18 protein-coding genes and 6 tRNA genes are annotated in these 17,434 nt (G+C 70.2%); 23 read left to right on the forward strand and 1 reads right to left on the reverse strand.

What is annotated here, in order from left to right; genetic code table 11:
• The first annotated feature begins 26 nt into the window (after nucleotides 1-26).
• From BS75_RS29390 to BS75_RS29500, 22 genes are all read left to right on the forward strand, one after another.
• Nucleotides 27-98 (forward strand) — tRNA-Met (locus BS75_RS29390).
• A 74-nt stretch (nucleotides 99-172) separates the two neighbouring features.
• Nucleotides 173-247 (forward strand) — tRNA-Met (locus BS75_RS29395).
• Between the two features lie 81 nt (nucleotides 248-328).
• Nucleotides 329-401 (forward strand) — tRNA-His (locus BS75_RS29400).
• Nucleotides 402-405: 4 nt separating this feature from the next.
• Nucleotides 406-478 (forward strand) — tRNA-Trp (locus BS75_RS29405).
• Nucleotides 479-482: 4 nt separating this feature from the next.
• Nucleotides 483-555: transfer RNA gene (locus BS75_RS29410), tRNA-Gln, on the forward strand.
• 9 nt (nucleotides 556-564) lie between these two features.
• Nucleotides 565-637: transfer RNA gene (locus BS75_RS29415), tRNA-Asn, on the forward strand.
• 87 nt (nucleotides 638-724) lie between these two features.
• Nucleotides 725-1,033: a hypothetical protein gene (locus BS75_RS29420; protein ID WP_152645581.1), complete on the forward strand. Its 309-nt coding sequence runs from the start codon at nucleotides 725-727 to the stop codon at nucleotides 1,031-1,033.
• Nucleotides 1,034-1,049: 16 nt separating this feature from the next.
• Nucleotides 1,050-1,454 carry a hypothetical protein gene (locus BS75_RS29425; RefSeq protein ID WP_034090424.1) on the forward strand — a complete coding sequence of 135 codons (405 nt, stop codon included), beginning with the start codon at nucleotides 1,050-1,052 and terminating at the stop codon, nucleotides 1,452-1,454.
• Between the two features lie 8 nt (nucleotides 1,455-1,462).
• On the forward strand, nucleotides 1,463-1,915 hold the full coding sequence (locus BS75_RS48610) for a hypothetical protein (protein WP_034090425.1): 453 nt from the start codon (nucleotides 1,463-1,465) through the stop codon (nucleotides 1,913-1,915).
• Complete coding sequence (locus BS75_RS29435) at nucleotides 1,827-3,407, forward strand: hypothetical protein (protein WP_081982694.1); 1,581 nt, start codon at nucleotides 1,827-1,829, stop codon at nucleotides 3,405-3,407. The genes BS75_RS48610 and BS75_RS29435 overlap by 89 nt, the downstream gene beginning before the upstream one ends.
• Nucleotides 3,395-4,999, forward strand: coding sequence for a phage portal protein (locus BS75_RS29440; protein WP_034090427.1), 1,605 nt, complete (start codon nucleotides 3,395-3,397; stop codon nucleotides 4,997-4,999). Before BS75_RS29435 ends, BS75_RS29440 begins: the two co-directional genes overlap by 13 nt.
• Before the next feature lie 117 nt (nucleotides 5,000-5,116).
• Nucleotides 5,117-5,935 (forward strand): structural protein, encoded by an 819-nt coding sequence (locus BS75_RS29445; RefSeq protein ID WP_034090428.1) that lies wholly within the window; start codon nucleotides 5,117-5,119, stop codon nucleotides 5,933-5,935.
• A 386-nt stretch (nucleotides 5,936-6,321) separates the two neighbouring features.
• Complete coding sequence (locus BS75_RS49525; RefSeq protein ID WP_174515017.1) at nucleotides 6,322-7,611, forward strand: DUF6582 domain-containing protein; 1,290 nt, start codon at nucleotides 6,322-6,324, stop codon at nucleotides 7,609-7,611.
• A gap of 192 nt (nucleotides 7,612-7,803) precedes the next feature.
• Nucleotides 7,804-9,117, forward strand: a complete 1,314-nt coding sequence (locus tag BS75_RS29455) for an SU10 major capsid protein (protein WP_197091966.1) — start codon at nucleotides 7,804-7,806, stop codon at nucleotides 9,115-9,117.
• A 70-nt stretch (nucleotides 9,118-9,187) separates the two neighbouring features.
• Nucleotides 9,188-9,403, forward strand: a complete 216-nt coding sequence (locus BS75_RS29460) for a hypothetical protein (protein ID WP_034090430.1) — start codon at nucleotides 9,188-9,190, stop codon at nucleotides 9,401-9,403.
• 3 nt (nucleotides 9,404-9,406) lie between these two features.
• On the forward strand, nucleotides 9,407-10,078 hold the full coding sequence (locus BS75_RS29465) for a hypothetical protein (protein ID WP_034090431.1): 672 nt from the start codon (nucleotides 9,407-9,409) through the stop codon (nucleotides 10,076-10,078).
• 44 nt (nucleotides 10,079-10,122) lie between these two features.
• Complete coding sequence (locus tag BS75_RS29470) at nucleotides 10,123-10,740, forward strand: NUMOD3 domain-containing DNA-binding protein (RefSeq protein WP_034090432.1); 618 nt, start codon at nucleotides 10,123-10,125, stop codon at nucleotides 10,738-10,740.
• Nucleotides 10,737-11,234, forward strand: coding sequence for a hypothetical protein (locus BS75_RS29475; protein WP_034090433.1), 498 nt, complete (start codon nucleotides 10,737-10,739; stop codon nucleotides 11,232-11,234). Before BS75_RS29470 ends, BS75_RS29475 begins: the two co-directional genes overlap by 4 nt.
• 13 nt (nucleotides 11,235-11,247) lie before the next feature.
• Nucleotides 11,248-11,445 carry a hypothetical protein gene (locus BS75_RS29480; protein ID WP_034090434.1) on the forward strand — a complete coding sequence of 66 codons (198 nt, stop codon included), beginning with the start codon at nucleotides 11,248-11,250 and terminating at the stop codon, nucleotides 11,443-11,445.
• Nucleotides 11,445-12,614 (forward strand): hypothetical protein, encoded by a 1,170-nt coding sequence (locus BS75_RS29485; RefSeq protein ID WP_034090435.1) that lies wholly within the window; start codon nucleotides 11,445-11,447, stop codon nucleotides 12,612-12,614. The genes BS75_RS29480 and BS75_RS29485 overlap by 1 nt, the downstream gene beginning before the upstream one ends.
• Nucleotides 12,615-12,730: 116 nt before the next feature.
• Nucleotides 12,731-13,306: a hypothetical protein gene (locus BS75_RS29490; RefSeq protein ID WP_034090436.1), complete on the forward strand. Its 576-nt coding sequence runs from the start codon at nucleotides 12,731-12,733 to the stop codon at nucleotides 13,304-13,306.
• Nucleotides 13,307-13,541: 235 nt separating this feature from the next.
• Nucleotides 13,542-14,006, forward strand: a complete 465-nt coding sequence (locus BS75_RS29500) for a hypothetical protein (protein ID WP_197091967.1) — start codon at nucleotides 13,542-13,544, stop codon at nucleotides 14,004-14,006.
• 5 nt (nucleotides 14,007-14,011) lie between these two features.
• Here BS75_RS29500 and BS75_RS29505 read toward each other — a convergent pair whose 3' ends face one another.
• Entirely contained in the window at nucleotides 14,012-14,482 is a 471-nt protein-coding gene (locus BS75_RS29505) for a hypothetical protein (protein WP_034090439.1), read from the reverse strand.
• 149 nt (nucleotides 14,483-14,631) lie between these two features.
• On the opposite strand from BS75_RS29505, the gene BS75_RS29510 reads away from it, so the two are divergent.
• Complete coding sequence (locus tag BS75_RS29510; RefSeq protein WP_034090440.1) at nucleotides 14,632-17,427, forward strand: phage tail tape measure protein; 2,796 nt, start codon at nucleotides 14,632-14,634, stop codon at nucleotides 17,425-17,427.
• Nucleotides 17,428-17,434 lie beyond the last annotated feature (7 nt).

The following is a 17,434-nucleotide window of genomic DNA, read 5'->3' on the forward strand; positions in this document are numbered from 1 at the left end:
GCCGCCCCCGGTCCGGGGGCGGTTCCAGCGGGGTAGCGCAGAGGTAGCGCGCCGGGCTCATGTCCCGGAGGCCGCCGGTTCGAGCCCGGCCCCCGCCACTGCATGCCCACTGCCGCTACGGCCCGCCAATAATCAGTCGCCGCATCGGCTCACCAGTTCGTACGATCAGTGCAGCGGGATGGCGCAGTTCGGTCAGCGCGGGGGCCTCATAAGCCTCAGGTCACGGGTTCGAATCCCGTTCTCGCAACGCGTCGAGCGCCAGCGCGCAACCGGGCCTGTAAAGCCTGGGTCTTCGGACACGCCAGGGTCGGCACCTGGGCGACGCACTGTGGTCGTAGCTCAATTGGTAGAGCGCCGCGTTGTGGTCGCGGTGGTTGCGGGTTCGATTCCCGCCGATCACCTTGAAGGGTTGTAGCTCAGAGGCCAGAGCAGCCGTCTCCAACACGGCTTGTCGCAGGTTCGACTCCTGCCGACCCTGCTGATCCCTGTTGGTGCAATCGGCAGTCACGCCGCGCTCTGGACGCGGAGATCGAGGTTCGAGTCCTCGGCGGGGAGCTCCACCGATGGCCCGTAGCTCAGTTGGTAGAGCAGCCCGCTGTTAACGGGCGTGTCGCAGGTTCGATCCCTGCCGAGCCAGCCTGTCAGCCCCTCCTCCCGCCCGGGATGAGGGGCTTTCGCATGTTCAGCCCCACCCCTTCACCCCTGGAGCACCCTCATGCTCGCGATGCCCACTCGCGCCCACCGCCGCGCCATCTCCCGTGACCTCGCCCGCCAGTTCCCGGTCCCGCGCCGTCTGCCGAGCCACGGTGTCGTCGGCCGGATCGTGCACGCGCGCCGGCCGAAGACTGTCCGGCTACGGTCGCCGCGGTCGGGCCAGGACCGGATCAACGCGAAGCGCGACGCCCGGGCCGGGTTCTGGCTCGGCCGGACGACGCTCTACGACCTCGCCCGTCAGCTCGGCATCCCGGCCTCCGACATCGACGACGTCCCGGCACACATCCGCGCGATCCTCGCCGCCACCCCCGCCATCTGACCCACCAGGAGCCCTCATGCCCTCGTACCTGCTGGTTCTCGACCTTGGTCGTGGTGCCGTCGAGCACACGGTCAACGACATCGCCTGTATCCACCGCGATGAGTACCAGGTCGCGTTTTACGCTGCTGACCACGTCCTCGTCTACGCGGTCCGGCCCGACGTCCTGCTCAGCACCGAGCGCCTGGTCGACCCCCCGGACACCGACGCGTGCACGACCGCGCCGGAGCCCGCGCCAGAACCGGACCGCCAGGAGGACGAGGCGAACTTCGCCATCGCCTTCGGCGTCCCCGGCCTGTGGATCACCGACGCCATGCGGCAAGGCATCGCCGACGCGGCGGCGCGGGGCGGCATGCGCGGGGCACTCCGCCAGGCCAGCCAGTACGCGGCCGAGTCCGGCCAGCCGTTCGGCCGTGCCTGGTGAGGTGAGCGATGCCTGCGAGCAAAGCCCAGCAGACCCTAGTCGCCGAGCGTCGCCGGGCTGCGGTGCAACTCCGTATCGCGGGCCACTCCTGGTACGAGATCGCACAGCAGCTCGGCTACGACTCCAAGGCCTCGGCGTACACCGACGTGCGCCGCGCCCTGGAGAAGGCAGTCAGGGACCTGTCGATCCCGCTTGAAGTGCACCGCGAGCTGATGCTCCAGCGGCTCGACGCCATGCTGAACGCCCTGTGGCCGAACGTCCTCGCGGGGGACACGAAGGCGATCGACGCCGCAGGCCGGCTCCTCGACCGCTACATGAGACTCCTGGGCCTGGAGGCACCGCAGCGGCACGAACTGACGCTGGAGGTGCTGGATGCCGCGCTCATCGAGGTCGAGCAGCAACTCGCCTCTGCTCGAAGCGAAGCAGCAGCGGCTGAAGCAGCTTCGGAGAGCGAAGGCTGAGCTTCGCCGTCTGGAGGCCGAACGGCTCAAGCGGATCGACGTCTTCGGACTGCTCGGATACGTCCCCACCGACCGGCAGCGCGAGTTCCACGCCGCGACCGAGTTCGACGTCCTGTACGGCGGTGCGGCCGGCGGCGGGAAGACCAAGGCCCTGCTCATGGAGGGCATCCGGGCGTGCGTCCGGCACCCAGGGATCCGCGTCGGCGCGTTCCGGCGCACATACGGCGAGCTGAAGGAGAGCCTGCTCGCCGAGCTCGCTGAGGTCGGCTACGCCCGCGCCCTCGGCGCGTCCTGGAACGGGACCGAGTACGAACTCCGCTTTGGCAATGGCTCGCTGATGATGTTCCGGTACGCCGAGACCATCAAGGACGCCACCAGGCGCCAGGGTGGCCAGTACCAGCTGATCCTGTTCGACGAACGGACCCTGACCGGGCCCGAGGTCTGCGGGTTCCTGGAGTCGCGGCTGCGGTCCGGCCGGGCCGACCGGCCGGTCCTCGGGATCAGGTCCGGTACCAACCCGGGCGGTGCCGGCCACGGCACGGTCAAGGCCCGCTACATCGACGCGACCGGCTACGGGGCTCGGGTCATCACCGACCGGCGGGGCCGGAGCGTGCGGTTCATCCCGTCCAAGCTCGCGGACAACCCGCACGTCAACGCCGAGTACGCGGACGACCTGCGGAATCTGCCCGAGCAGCTCCGCCGGGCGTTCCTCGACGGCGACTGGGACAGCTTCCTCGGCCAGGCCTTCGGCGAGTGGTCCCACGACCGGCACACCCTGGACCCCATCACCCTGCCGCCGTCCTGGCGCCGCGTCATGGGCCTGGACTGGGGCTTCGCCGCACCGTGGGCCGCGCTGTGGATCGCGGTCGACGAGGACGGCCGGGCGTGGGTCTACCGCGAGGCGTACAAGACGAAGGTCGGCGAGGAGGACCAGGCCCGCCGGATCCTCGCGGCTGAGGCCCCCGGCGAGCACGTCGCACCGCGCTGGGCGGACGACGCGATGTGGGCCACCCGCGGCTCGGCCCGGCCGATCGCCTCGATCTACGCCGAGCACGGCGTCCACCTCACCGAGGCCGGCAAGGGCGGCCGTGTCGCGGGGTGGCAGCGCCTGCGCTCGTACCTGGGTGACGCCCCAGCGTGCGCGCACCACCGGGCGCTCGGCTGGGACGAGTGCCCGCGGCTGCACGTCTTCCGGACCTGCGAGAACCTCACCCGCGAGATCCCCGCGCTGCCGTTCGCCACCTCCGGCGACCCGGAAGATGTCGACTCCACTGCATCGGATCACGCGGCCGATGCCCTGCGGTACGCGCTGATCAACCTCGGCGGTGGCCCCAAGTTCCCGATCCACGACGAGGCGCCGACGCCGGCCCGCCCGGACGAGCTCAAGCAGCCGTTCGGCGGCCGATACGCGGTCAACCCAGATCCTGATGGACCCGACGACGATCCCGATGAGCAGCGGGGGAAGGTGGCGGTGTCTCCGTGGGCGCAGTGATCGACGCCGTGAAGCGGTTCGCGAAGCCGTTCGGCGAGGCCGCACCCGTGCAGGTGCTGGCGGGCAACGGGCGGCCGACTGCCGCGCAGGTCGCCCGGCGCGGCTACGAGTACGGCATTCCGCGCGGCGGCACCACCGAGAACAACCAGGGCGGCGGCGACCTCGGCGGCGACCGGCGCGAGCAACTGCAGCAGCTCTACCAGGTGTACGCCACCTGTACCTGGTCCTCGACGTGCGTGGATTCCATCGCCCGCACCGTCACCGCCGGCGGCCTGTACCTGGACTGGGCCTCCGACTCAGGCGAGGGCGACCAGGACGAGCCCGCCCGGCCGCCGGAGGTGCAGCGGCTGCAGCGGCTCCTGGACTACGTCAACCCGACCGAGGACATCCAGCAGCTGCTGCGCGGCATCGTCACGGACCTGGAGGTCGCAGCCGACGCCTACGTGGAAGTCATCTGGTTCCTCGGTGAGCCCATCGCGCTGTACAGCCTGGACGCGGCGAGCATGCGCGTGATCTCCGACCCCCACGGCGTCGTGACGCAGTACGTGCAGATCACCGAGGACGGCCAGAAGGCGTACTTCGAGCCGCACGAGATCATCCACATCACCAACGACACCCCGCGCTCCGGCCTGCACGGGATGAGCCCGACCGAGAAGGCGCTCCTGCCGATTACCACCTGGTTGTACGCGGCCGGGCTGCTGAAGGAGATCGTCCGCAAGGGCGACCCGCCGGTCCTGCACATCGACATGCCCGACTCGATGAGCGACTCCGCGATCAAGCGCTGGCTGCAGCAGTTCCGAGTGCGGATCCTGGGGCCGAAGAACCGCGGCGAGCCGATCGTCACCCAGGGCGGCGCGACAGTCGTCGAGCTCCAGCCGTCCAAGATCCCGGACCTGCACGCCACCAAGGCCGAGGCCCGGGACGAGATCCTGTCGACGTACGGTGTCCCGCCGGCCGAGGCCGGCGTCATCGAGTCCGGCAACCTCGGCGGCGGCACCGGCGATTCGCAGCGGCGGACGTTCCTGACGAACACCTGCGGACCGGTCGGCGGCCTGATCCTGGAGAAGCTCAACTACGCGCTGACCGACCAGGGCTTCGGCATCAAGGGCTGGACGCTGAAGCTCCGCGAGGTCGACATGCGGGACTCGCAGGTGATCGAGGGCATCCGGGACACCCGGATCCGCAACGGCACCTGGACGATCAACCGGGGCCGCGCGGACATCGGTGAGCCGCCGGTGAAGGGCGGCGACGACGCCGCGATCATCGACCGCCAGAACATGGTCCTCGTCAGCGACTTGGCCGTGATGTCGAAGGCGATCCTGGCGAAGGCCGCCGCGAGCGGTCTGCAGGCAGGGGCGCAGGTCGAGGGCCTCGACATGGCGCCGACGCCTCCGCCGCAGCCCGTGCCGCCGGCGCTGGCCGCCGCTGCCGCACAGGGCGGCGTCCAACTCACGGTGCCGGGCCAACCCCCGGCGCCGCCCGGGCCGCCACAGGAGTCCGTCACTGACTGGCAGCACTACGAGACGGACGGGGGCGACGACGCTGATGTCTTCCGGGACCGACTCCGCCGCGCCCTCGCCACAGCCGCCTGACCCGCCCGGCCCGACCAGTGATCTGCCGGAGCCGCCCCGCGAGGGCCCGGACCAAGCACCGGACGGCGCGTTGACCGCCGCCGGCGCGTGGGCGCTCGTCAGCAAGCGGGTGTTCTGATGGCCGACCGGGCGCCGACGCTCAACCTCGGTGCGCTGAGCGGTGTGTGGGCGTCGGTGTACGCGCTGCGGGACCGCCTGGAGGCTGCGGCCGACCGGGAGGTCATCGCTGAGTGGCGGTCCGTCGTGGAGGGCCTGGACCTCACCGACGTCATCGCGACCGTCGAGCAGAGCGCCCCGGCAGCGGGCGGGGATCCGGCGGCGGCCGCGCTGCGGCGCCGACACCTGCAGCAGGTCACGGCCGCCGCGGTCCTGGCCCGGCTCACGATGGTGACCCGCGCACCCGGGTGGCCCGCGCTGATCGCCGTCCTGGTCGCGGCTCTCCGCCGGGCACGGGCCGCCGGGCAGCGCGCCGGCCACGCCGTGGGCGACGGCAGCGACGACGGTCTCGACGACGACGGCCAGGACGACGACGCCAGCGGCGATGACGCGCGGGACCAGGTGTCGGCCTACGACGTCGCCGCCGCCGCGCTCAAGGCCCTGGCCGCGGTCGTCGCCCGGCAACTGCTCGCGGCCGTGGCCGGTGGGAGCTCGACCAGCGCCCTGGCCTCCCTGGTCGCCACCGCGCTCAGCGACGGCCTCGTGTGGACGCTGACCGTCACTACCGCGCTCGGCGTGGTTTTCACCACCGGCATGGGCACCGCCTACGCCGCCCGCGGCGTGCTGCAGTTCGACTTCGTCACCGCTGGCGACGCCAGCGTGTGCGCGACCTGTGCGGACGCCGAGGACGCGAACCCCTACCCCGCAGCGAGCGTGCCGTTCCCGCCGCTGCATCCCAACTGCCGCTGCTCGATCGAGCCAGCCGGATCGGAGGACTGATGGCCCGTCGGATCGCCACCGTCCGAGGCATCGCCCTGGCGCCGGGCGTGAGCAAGAACGGTCGCCTCTACACGCCGGAGAACATCGGCAGGGCGTTCGAGCGCGCGAGTACCCGCCTCGCTGATCCCAAGGCGCGCCCACTGACGATGTTCACGCACCACGACGGCGCGGGCAACCCAACCCACCTCGTGGGCCGAATTGCCCAGCTCACCAAGGACCGATCCAGCACGGTGCGCTTCCGGTCCGACATCGCAGACACAGAGCACGGACGCGACATCGCCAACCTGACTGCTACTGAGGATGACCAACCGGCTTTCCTCGATGGTGTCAGCATCCGAGGCCGTTGGATCGGGCCGGTGCGTCGGGTGCGGTTGCCGGACGGGTCCATGGTGGAGACCGCTGACGACCTGGAGATCCTCGGTCTGGACTACACCGACCGGCCCGGCGTGGACGACGCCCGGATCGAGTCCAGCACCCCGGTAGGCCCCGATGACCCGGCCGAGGGCGAGCTCGGCGGCAGCCTGATCTTCGAGTCTGTCGACCGGGTGCTCGTCGAGGCGACGTCCGCGCCCTACGGGGAGGTCCCTTACGCCGATCCCGGCTATCAGAAGGACCGGAAGAAGCGGTACCCGATCGACACCAAGCGGCACGCCCAGGCGGCGTGGGCCTACATCAGCCAGGGCGACAACGCGAAGCCGTACACGGCCAGTCAGCTCAAGCGGGTCAAGGGCCGCATCCGGAAGGCACTGAAGGGGTTCGGAGTGACGACATCAGAGGCGGCACCGTCGGTGCCGCTGGCCGAGGACGCCGCGTACGAGGCCGTCACCGAGTGCATGGGGGACAGCGGCGCCGGGTTCTCCATCCAGGCCCGGAACGGGCCGATCAGCGTCAGCATCAGCGCCTACGACGGCATCGAGCCCGCCGAGCTGGAGGTCATCGCGCAGGCCGCGATGGGTGCAGCGTGCCTGGCGCTGAAGGCCATGGACCCGGACATGGACGCCGACATCGATGTCCCCGGCGCACCGGACGCCGACACCGACGCCTCGATGGAGGCGGCTAACCAGCGGCCGGACGACGACCAGATGGAGGCCGCGCCGCAGGTCAGCGACCGCCTGACCGAGGACCAGCAGCGCGCCCTGGCCGCCGCAGGGCTCCCTCCCGGCACCGTCGTCACACCCGCGGTCCTTACCGCAGCCCTCGCCCAGACCGCCCCGCCCGCGCCTGCGGCCGGGGCCCACCCGATCACACAGGAGGTGCCCGCCGTGAGCGAGCCCCAGACCCCGGCCGTCGCCGAGCAGGCACCTGCCACGCCCGCGCCGGCCATCACCCTGACCGCCGAGCAGTTCCAGCAGCTCCTCGCCGGCCGCGCGCCGGTCGCCGAGTCCGCGCCCGCGGCCCCGGCCGCCCCGGTCGTCGAGACCGAGGACCAGCGCGTCGCACGCCTGGTCGCCGAGGGCATCGCGGCCCAGCGCGGCGCGATCCTCGACGAGCTTCGCGAGGAGGTCCGCCAGACCGGGCCGGTGCGGAAGGGAATCCGGACCGAGCGGCCCGGCGGCCGGGCCGTTGCCGAGCAGGCCGAGGGCGGCACCGAGCAGAGCCCGGAGGACGAGCGCCGCGCCCGCAACGAGGCGCTCCTGAGCTGGGTCTCCAACGGCCGCTACAGCCTGGACGACTGACCCGAGACTGACTGCCCCACCTGACCGCCGCAGCACGGGCTGCGGTGCCGACACCGGCAGGAATGGTCGCCAAGCCCCGCCATCGAGCGGGGCTTTCGCATTTCCCCCATTCCCTGCCCTGGAGGCACCCCTATGTCTGCGGAACTCCGCGAGGCCCTGAATGCTGCTGGCGCATCTGCGCTGGTCAGCAAGGTGATCGATCCGAATCTCTTCGAGCTCTTGGCGCGGTACTCGCCGTTCATCGAGTGCCTGCCGTCGCAGAAGATCAACACGACCACGTACTACTACAACACCCGCAACCAGGTCGCCTCCGGTGGCGCGGTCACCGACGGCGGCGCCCGCGCTGTCAGCGTCGGCAACTACTTCCAGAGCTCGTTCACCGTCAAAAACCTGCAGGTCGTCGGGGCCGTGACTGGCTTCGCCGAGGAGGTCACCGCCGACGTCATCGGTGACCTGCGAGCCCGAGAAATCATGGGCGCGATCAAGGGCCTGCGGTGGGACACCGAGCAGATGCTCGTTGCCGGATCGGCTGGCGCGACGCAGTTCGGTCCCTACCCGCAGTTCGACGGCCTCGCGTCGCTGATCAACCAGTTCACCGCCAGCGGCAGCGCCGGCCAGAACGCCCTGGACGCCGCTGGCTCGAACATCAGCATCTCCCTGCTGAACCAGCTCATCGACATGGTGGAGTCGTACACGGCGGCGCAGGTCACCAACCCGGACTGGATGCTCGTGATGTCCTCGACCTCCGAGGGCGCGCTAAGCAGCCTGCTGACGAACCAGCAGCGGTTCGTGAACACGACCGAGGTCATCCCGGGCCTGATCGTGCCGTCGTACCGCAACATCCCGATCGTGCGGTCGTCCTACCTGGGCACCAAGGGCAACAGCATGGGCACCGTCACCGGCACCCCGGCGACGACCGGCGGTGTGCTGCCGGCGGGCACCTACTACTACAAGCTGGCGCCGGTCATGTCCCGCCAGGGCGAGGCCGCGGCCTCGGCCGAGGTGACCGTCACCACGACTACCGCTACCAGCACCGCGACCCTCGCGTTCACCCCGCCGACCGGGTTCCAGAGCTCAACCCCGCAGCACTACATGCTCTACCGGGGCACTGCGTCCGGGGCTGAGACGCTGCTGGGCGCGGTCGACGCGGTGGTCGGCCTCGCGGCCGACAACATCACCCCGATCCTGACCACGTCGATCGTGGACACCGGCAGCTACCTGGTGCCGCAGAACGGTGTGCAGGTTCCGGCGCAGGGGCCGACCACGTACATCGGCACTAACGCCGGGCTCAAGCCGCGGTCGACGGGGCAGGAGGACATCTACCTGACCTCGCGGGACCGCGACAACGTGTTGCGGCCGTACGTCCGCGACATTCAGCCGAAGGACGTCTACCCGACCACGGCCAGCCCGGACTCGATGCCGTTCGCGGTCGTGTCGGACACCTGCCTGGCCGTGCGCGGCCCGGAGTGGATCGGCCGACTCACCCGCGTCGCGCCGGCGCTGTAGCACCTCCTCCCCGGTCACCCCGCCGAGTCCACGGGGCGACCGGCCCCCTTCGTCCTGCTGGGAGGCAGCGATGTACGTGAAGAAGAAGCGGCCGGGCGGCACGAGCCACGGCTACGTCTGGCCGAAGGCCGGGATGTGGGTCGAGATGAGCCCCGAGCACGCCCACGAGCTGGTCAGTATCCAGCCGGACGAGTTCGAGGCCGAGCCCGAGCTCCCGCGCGGCGCGAAGGTCCACAAGCAGGGCGACGACAGCGACGGCTCGACCGATCCGGATCCGGAGGAGTAGCCGATGGCCACGGACACGCCCACGCCGCTGTGCACCTGGGCACAGCTCACCGAGGGCGCGTTCGCCGACCTCGTCCGCGGCTACACCAACCCGCAGGCGCAGACGGACGTCCTGTCCGAGGCCACCCGCATCTGCGAGGGCTCGGAGGGTGCCGGGCGGCGGCTCGCACCGTTCACCGGTCTGGTGGAGACGGAGCGGGCCACCGGCATCGACCCGGACGAGTACATCGACGCGGGCAACGTGCCGCTGGACTTGGCCGGCACGCTGGGCCTGTCTTACGCCTACTCGATGGGCACTACCAGCCTGGTCCGGCACGGCTGGCTGTCTCAGTACGCGCCGCGCTACCCGGACCTGTGGACGTACAGCGTCGAGTCGATCCTGATCAGCCGGTCGTACGGCGGCGATCAACTGGTGAACCTGGCCAACGTGCGCGGACCGTACGCGGACAGCGGCGAAATCTGGTTTCCGATCGGAACGTTCCTGCCCGTCGGATCGATCATCACCTACACCTACGGCGGCGGGTACTCCACGATGCCCGCCGACGCCTGCCGGGCCGGGAAGCTCATGACGGCCTCGCTCGTGGCCCGTGAACTCGACCCGACCGGCCAGCAGCACGGGCACGACCCGGACGTCCTGGCCGCCGAGGCCACGGCGATCCTGGACGGCTACCGGTGACCTGGGGCGTCCATAGCGCGGCCCACCACACGGTGAAGCGGCACATGTCCGCCGCCGCGCGCAAAAGGCTCTCCGAGCGGATGAAGGGCAAGCACCACAAGCTCTCCGCTGCGGCGAAGGCGAAGATCCGGGCGAAGCTCAAGGGCAAGCACCACAAGGGCCACAAAATGAGCGCGGCCGAGAAGGCCAAGATCCGCTCCAAGCTGAAGGGCCGCCACCACAAGAAGCACCACCTGTCCGCCGCGGCCCGGGCCAAGCTCTCCGCAGAGCGCCGAGGCAAGCGCCACGCTCACCGGGGCCACGCGCTGTCGGCCGAGACCCGGGCCAAGATCAGCGCCGCGCTGAGGGCAAGGCGCGGAGGCTCATCCGGGGGACGTCGATCGCGCCGGGCGCATCCGGCCGGCGCACCGCGCCACCTCCGGTCCGGCTACCGCAAGGCACGGCGGCTGCGCCGGGGGCACCGCCATCCGGACCGGCACGGGCACCGGCGCGTCCACTGGACCCGGGCCGGTCACCGGCACCACCACTGGCAGATCGTCGGCCACCACGGCAAGCAGGGCGGCCCCGCGCCGCGCCGCCTGCGCGGCGGCAGCCGCATCGCTGCACGCGCCGACCGCGCGAAGAAGCTGCAGAAGTCACGACGGACACGGAGGCGGCGTTGAGTCTTGCCGATGCACCCGACCGGGAGGCCGCGTGGCTGGCCACGACCGGCGACGGTCTGCCGTCCCTGCTGACCGCCGACGGCGGTCCGTGGGACGTGATCCAGGCGTACGCCCCGCGCACGCCGAACATGCGACAGACACAGCTGTACGTGATCCGCCGGCGCTACCCGACGGCGCGGTTCGCCCAACAGCGGCGGATGGCGACGCATTACCTCCAGCTCACCGCCACCTGGCCAGTCGGGCAGGGCAGCACCGGGACCGGCATTGCCGAGAACGAGCAACGCGCGCTCGACGTCGCCCTGGCGCTCGTCGTCACGCGCCTGGAGGGCTTCGTCGCCGACAAGTCCCACGGCGGCCGGTTCTTGAGCGTGGGCGAGGCCCCCAACGGCTCGGCCTTCAACACCGAGCTCGGCGACCCGATCGCGGGCATCGCCAACGGCCTGCTGACGGCGACGATCACGTACACCGCAGACGACGACGAGTACATCGAGTAGAGGGGAGGCAGCTGTGCTCCAGCGGAACGCCACGGATCATCCGTTGGACGTGATGGCCATCCCGGCCACTGTCCAGCCCGGCGAGCAAGTCGACTGGCCTGACCGGATCGTCGGGTTCGAGCCCGAGTCCGACGGCGAGGACCAGGGCGTCGACCCGGCGCCGACCAAGAGCGTCCGCAGGACGTCCAAGAGCGCAGAGGGGACTGACTGATGGCGCTTCTCGCACGCCTGGGCACACTGGCCATGGGCAAAGAGGCATCGGGTGCACCGGGGACGTACGTCACACCGACGGTCGGGATCCCGTATACCGGGAGCTCCGGCTTCGAGGACGTCATCGCGCAGCTGCGCGACGAGTCGGTGCGCGCGGATGACTCGGTGCTGCACGGCTCGTACCAGGGCCCGGCGCACTCCGAGTGGTCCATCGACGTCCTCGCCTACCCGGATCTGGCTCCGTGGTTCTTCGCGGCGGTGATCGGTCCGGACGTCGTAACGGCGGGGACTTCGACCACACTGTCCGTCGGCACTGCAGCGGGGGCCAAGCTGGTCTCCCTTCCAGTGTCGCTGGCGGCGGGCACGCCCGTGCGTCTGGACTCGGCTGCGCTGCAGGAGTACGCCGTCACTGTCGGTGCTCCGACTGGCACCGGGCCCTACGTTCACACGGTCACCACGGTGGCCGGGCAGTCGGTGGGGCTGGCCTACGCGCACGCCGCCTCGGTGGTGGTGCAGACCCCAACCATCCACACCTTCCGGCAGAACCCGGCCGTGCTGCTGCCGACGTACAGCTTCACCTACTTCGACACCGTGGCCCCGGTGAGCTGCTCGTATGTCCGGTTCTCCGACCTTCAGATGAAGATCGACCCGAAGGCGTCGGTCTCGCTGAGCGTGAAGGCGATCGGTTTCCCCAGCGTCCCGCAGACCGCGGCTACGGGGGCCTACACGGCCTACGATCCGTGGCTGGGCTGGTCCTGGACGCAGACCATCGGTGGCGCGGCCTCGACGCGCGGGCTGAGCTACGACGCCACCTTCAAGCGGGCCACGGAGGCCATCGCGGGCTCCGACGGCACGCAGGCGCCGAGGGAAGTCTTCGCTGCCGCGCTGGAGTACGACGGGACGCTCAAGTGCGTCTACGAGAACAGCCTCGACTTGGCGCTGTTCCTCGGCAACACGCAGCTGCCGCTGGTGATGGGTCTGCAGCAGCCGATCAGTCGCGGTGGCCAGTCGCTGACGCTCACCAGCAGCAAGAGCGCGGCCTTCAAGGGCAAGCGGGACCTCAGCGGCCCGTACGCTGCGGCCGACTTCAGCGTGTCCGGTGTGGCGAACACGACCGATGGCGGCGTGGTCCAGGCCGTCGTGCAGAACTGGCAGACCACCGCCTACTGAGGCGGCCCCACTGACTCCCGGCGTGCTGGCTGTGGCGCTGACGTGTGAGGGCGCGGGGAGCGCCCCCAGCACGCCGGGACACCAACCCCCTGATCCCTCACCCCAGGAGCAGCACGATGAGTACTCCCATCCCGGCCGACCAGGTCCCCGTCTACTCGCAGCCCGTGGCGGTGGCCGCGCCGATGCCGGTGCCGGCGGCGTTCCTCTCGCCGCCCCCGGCCGTCGCACCCGCGCCGGTCGTTGAGCAGCCGACCGCACCGCAGCCGGCGCCGCTGCCGCAGATCCAGGCCGTGCAGTCGATCGAGCCGTCCGTACAGATCCCCGAGGGCGGCTACGCGCGCCGGATCGTGCGGGTGCCGCTGCCGCAGCTCCACCTGGAAGGGATGGCCGAGCCGTGGATCGAGATGCGCAATCCGGGGCTCATGTCGACCGAGGCCCTGGAGCAGATCGGTAAGGGTCTGCAGGGCATCCGGGTCGCGGAGGGCGAGGAGCCCACGGCGGAGGACGAGGGGGTCATCTACGAGACAGTCGCGCAGCTCCTACGCCGCTGGTGCATGTGGGACGGGTCGAGCGTCGAGGACACACCGTCGATGCTGCCCGAGATCCCCACCGCCGCGCTCCTACGGCGGGTCCCGCTGGTGGTGGTCCGGCAGATCGTGCGCGCCTTCCAGGAGCTGCAGGACCCTCAGTAGAGCTCGACTCCAGCTACCTCAACGATGTGCTGTGGCCTGCGGAATCCGTCTACGGCGGGACGTGGTCGAGCGGGCCGGTGCCGGTTGAGGTGCAGTGGGTCGAGCTCATGCTCGCCTACCACTGGTCGTGGGACCAGCTGGTGGCCACGCCGCCGTACGTGCGCCGGGTGTGCTGGGATCTGCTGGACGCGCGCCGACGAGCGCGGCAGGAGGCAGAGCGTCAGCGGAACGGGGGGTGATGGCGGTGCCGGAGTTGGAGCCCGGGGTGCTGCGGGCTGCGCTGGAGCGGATCGCCGAGGCGGGTGTTCAGCGGGCCCGGGCCGGGCTGGAGCTCCTGGCCGTCGAGGTCGAAGACCAGGCCCGGATCACCGCGCACAACGGGGAGCACTCGTACGGCACGCCGACGCCGGCACGGCCCGGCGAGGGCCCGGCGAAGATCAGTGGCACCCTGCTGGACTCCATCGGGCACAACGAGATCGCACCGAGCCCAGAGGGCTGGTCGACCAAGGTCGGTCCCCGCACTGGGTACACCCCGCCGTACGGTGGTCGGCGTCGCACGCCGGCGCACATGTACGGCTACTACCTGGAGACCGGCGACCACGGCATCACCTATCCGTGGCTCAAGCCTGCCGCCGACACAGCTGCGAAGAGCGCCGCGCTGCTGTTCGCGAAGGCCTTCAACGAGACCGACTGGGCCTGAGGCAGTCAGTGCTGCGGCGCGACGGAGCAGCCGTATGAGGTGCCGTCGGTGGCGGTCAGGTTGCCGCCGATGTCGGTGATCTGCGACAGCGGGACCGGCGCCGCGAAGGCGTTCGGGCCGGGGCTGACCTGGACGTCGTGGGGGTAGAGGTTGCCTGCTGCGTCGCCCGCGTGTGTGATCAGCTCGCCTGGCACGGTGACGGTTGCGGTCCAGCTCATGCTGCCGTCGCCGCGGTCGCGGTAGGTGATGGCGCATTGCGGGTCACCGGGGTAGACGAAGGTCGGCTCAACGGCCGGTGCTTGCGAGGCCTTCGCGGGCGCACTGGTTGTCTGGCTTGGGGATGGCGTGGTCGCCGATGCCGGCGGGGTGCTGGGTGCTGATGTCGTCGTCGACTTCTGCGGGTCGACGATGGCGACCAGGACGGCGACGCCGCAGAAGACGGCGATTCCGACGCCGATCTTCTGCCCCTTGGTCATGGGTTGCTTCTGCACGCCTCGGTGCCCGCTCATCTGTTTCCACCCCCGTGCCGTGCGCCCCTGTGGGCATGGCCGTTCCGCACCGTAGCCCGTCCCGGTGATCATCCGCACGCAATCCACACAACTCAACAGCGGGGCCGGGGGGCGAGATGTCGAGCGAGGTCGGGGACCTGTTCGTCACCCTGCGGGGTATCACCGACCCCTTCACCACGTCCCTAACGGACGCTGCGGGTGTCGGCGAGGACGCAACCAGCACGATCGCCAAGGCAGCTCAGGCGATGGCCGAGCAGCTCGACGCGTCCTCGAAGGTCGCCGCCGACAGCTTCAAGATCATCCTGGATGCGGCGGTCGAGCTGGCCGAGGGCATCGTCGAGCCGCTGGCCAGCGTGAAGACCAGCGTGCGCAGCGTGGCCTCCGCGCTGCGGGCCCTGGCCAAGGCTGCGGGTACTGCGAGCGATGCTGCAACGCCCGCTCTCGGGGCGATCAGTGGAGCGGCCGAGGAGATGGCCGCGACCGTCCGCGAGAGCCTGGCGACAGTCGATTCGTCCCTGGCTGGGATGGACAGCGGCTTCGGCACAGCTGCGGCCTCGGCGACCGCTTCAGCGACCGAGATGAAGGGCGCCAGCGCGGAGGGCGCGGCGGCGGCTGCTGCCAGCGGGGATGCCGCAGCCGCGTCGGCCGAGAAGTCGTCGGCCGCGATGAGCGAGACCGCTGGCGGCCTCTCGAAGTACGCCCTGGGACTCGCCGCAGCTGGCGTCGGCGTGTTCGAGGCGATCAAGGGCGCGACGACGTTCAACAGCGAGATGGCGCGCCTCAACACCCAGGCCGGGGTGAGTAAGTCCCAACTGGTCGGTCTGGGAGACGGAGTGGAGGCGCTCGCGGGGCAGGTCGGCCAGAACCCGGACAGCCTCGCCGAGTCCCTCTTCCACGTCGAGAGCAACTTCGCCAGCCTGGGCATCAAGGCACCCGCAGCCCTGAACCTCGTCAAGATCGCAGCCGAGGGTGCGGACGTCGGCAATGCAAACCTGGTCGACGTCACCAACTCGCTGACGGCGGCGGTCGCGTCGGGCATCCCTGGCGTGCAGAACATGGGCCAGGCCATGGGCGCGCTGAATGCAATCGTCGGCGCGGGCGACATGCAGATGCAAGACCTCGCCGACGCCTTCGGCAGCGGGATGGTCGCGACCGTCAAGGGATTCGGCCTGTCGCTGGCCGATGTCGGCGCGGCCTTGGACGTCTTCGGCGACAACAACATCAGAGGCGCGTCGGCCGGCACCCAGTTGCGGATGTCCGTCATGGCCCTGGCGCAGCCTGTCTCCACGGGCGCATCGGAGTTGGCCAAGCTGGGGCTCACGACCACCACACTGGCCACAGATATGCAGCACGGCGGCCTGCTGCCCGCGATGAAGGACCTCATGGCGCACATGAAGGCTGCCGGGGTCACCGCACAACAGCAAGGCCAGGTGATCACCGAGGTCTTCGGCCGCAAGGCCGGCGCCGGGCTCAACGTGCTGGCCGACCAGATGGACCGTCTTGAGTCCAAGTACCCGGCGATCGCGGCCGGCGCGAAGGGCTTCGGCAGCGCGTGGGCGACGACATCGCAGACCATGTCGCAGGAGTTCGACGACCTGAAATCTGGCCTGGAGGCGCTGGGCATCAAGATCGGCCAGATGCTGCTGCCGCCGCTGACTAAGGTGCTCGGCCTGGTGCGGGACGGCGTGGCGTGGGTGGCCTCGCACAAGTCGGCCGCGCAGGCCTTGGCGGCGGTGCTGGGCGGCGTCCTGGTCGCGGCGCTGTGGGAGGTCGGGGCCGCGCTGACGGCGATCGAGCTCAACCCAGTCGTGCTGGGCATCACTGCCGTGGTGGCGGTGACCGTACTGGCGTACACCCACTTCAAGGCCTTCCGCGAGGTCGTGAACGACATCGCCGGCTTCCTGAAGACCGTGCTCGTGGGCGCGCTGCACCTGGCGCAGGCCGCGATCAGTGGCCTGATCAGCTGGTTCACCGCCCACAAGAGCGCGTTTGTGGGGGCGTGGGAGGACCTGGTCCACGCAGTCCAGGCGGCGGTGAAGTGGTTCGACCAGAACGTGCTCCAGTGGATCATGGCCAGGGTCAGCGACCTGATCGGCTGGTGGCGGTCGCACAGCCAGGAGATCGCAGAGGTCTGGTCGGCGATCTGGTCGGTGATCGCGACCGACGTCTCGATCATCTGGGATGGCGCGATCCGCCCGATTCTCACTCAGATCGTCGCCACGTGGCGGCTCGTGTGGGGCCTGATCCGTGACTCCTTCGAGCTGATCTGGGGCGTCGTCAAGGACGTCATCACGCTCGGGATGCACTACATCCTCAACATCATCGGCATCGTCCTGGACCTGGTCACCGGCCACTGGTCGAAGGCCTGGTCGGACGTCAAGCACCTGGTTTCGCAGGGCCTGGCCGACGTGACCAACCTGATCGGCGATTTCGCCTCCGGGGCGCTCCACCTGCTGGAGGACGCCGGAAAGAACATCATCAAGGGCTTGGTCTCGGGCATCGAGTCGGCTATCGGCGGGGTCTCCGATGTGATGGGCGACGTCACTGGGGAGATCAAGAATTTTCTGCCTTGGTCGCCCGCGAAGAAGGGTCCGCTGTCGGGCTCAGGGGCACCGAACCTGTCCGGGGCGAAGATCGGCTCGATGGTTGCGGACGGGATCGCGTCCTCGACCCGGAAGGTCGGCCAGGCCGCGCACAGCATGGCTGCCGCAGCCGGTCTGACGATCGGCAGCAGCGGCACGTACAGCTCGCTGGCCATCACCGCGAACAGCGCTGCAGGGGCCTCGGCTGCCGGCGCGGGGCAGCCGATCATCGTCCAGGTCGACGGCCGGACGCTCTTCAAGATCATGCAGACGCAGGCGCTGCAGAACGGCAAGCGCAACCCGACCACTGGCCTCGTCTATGCGTCCTGAAGGGGGG

Source organism: Streptacidiphilus albus JL83 (assembly GCF_000744705.1).
In the GTDB taxonomy this organism is placed as follows: Bacteria; Actinomycetota; Actinomycetes; order Streptomycetales; family Streptomycetaceae; genus Streptacidiphilus; species Streptacidiphilus albus.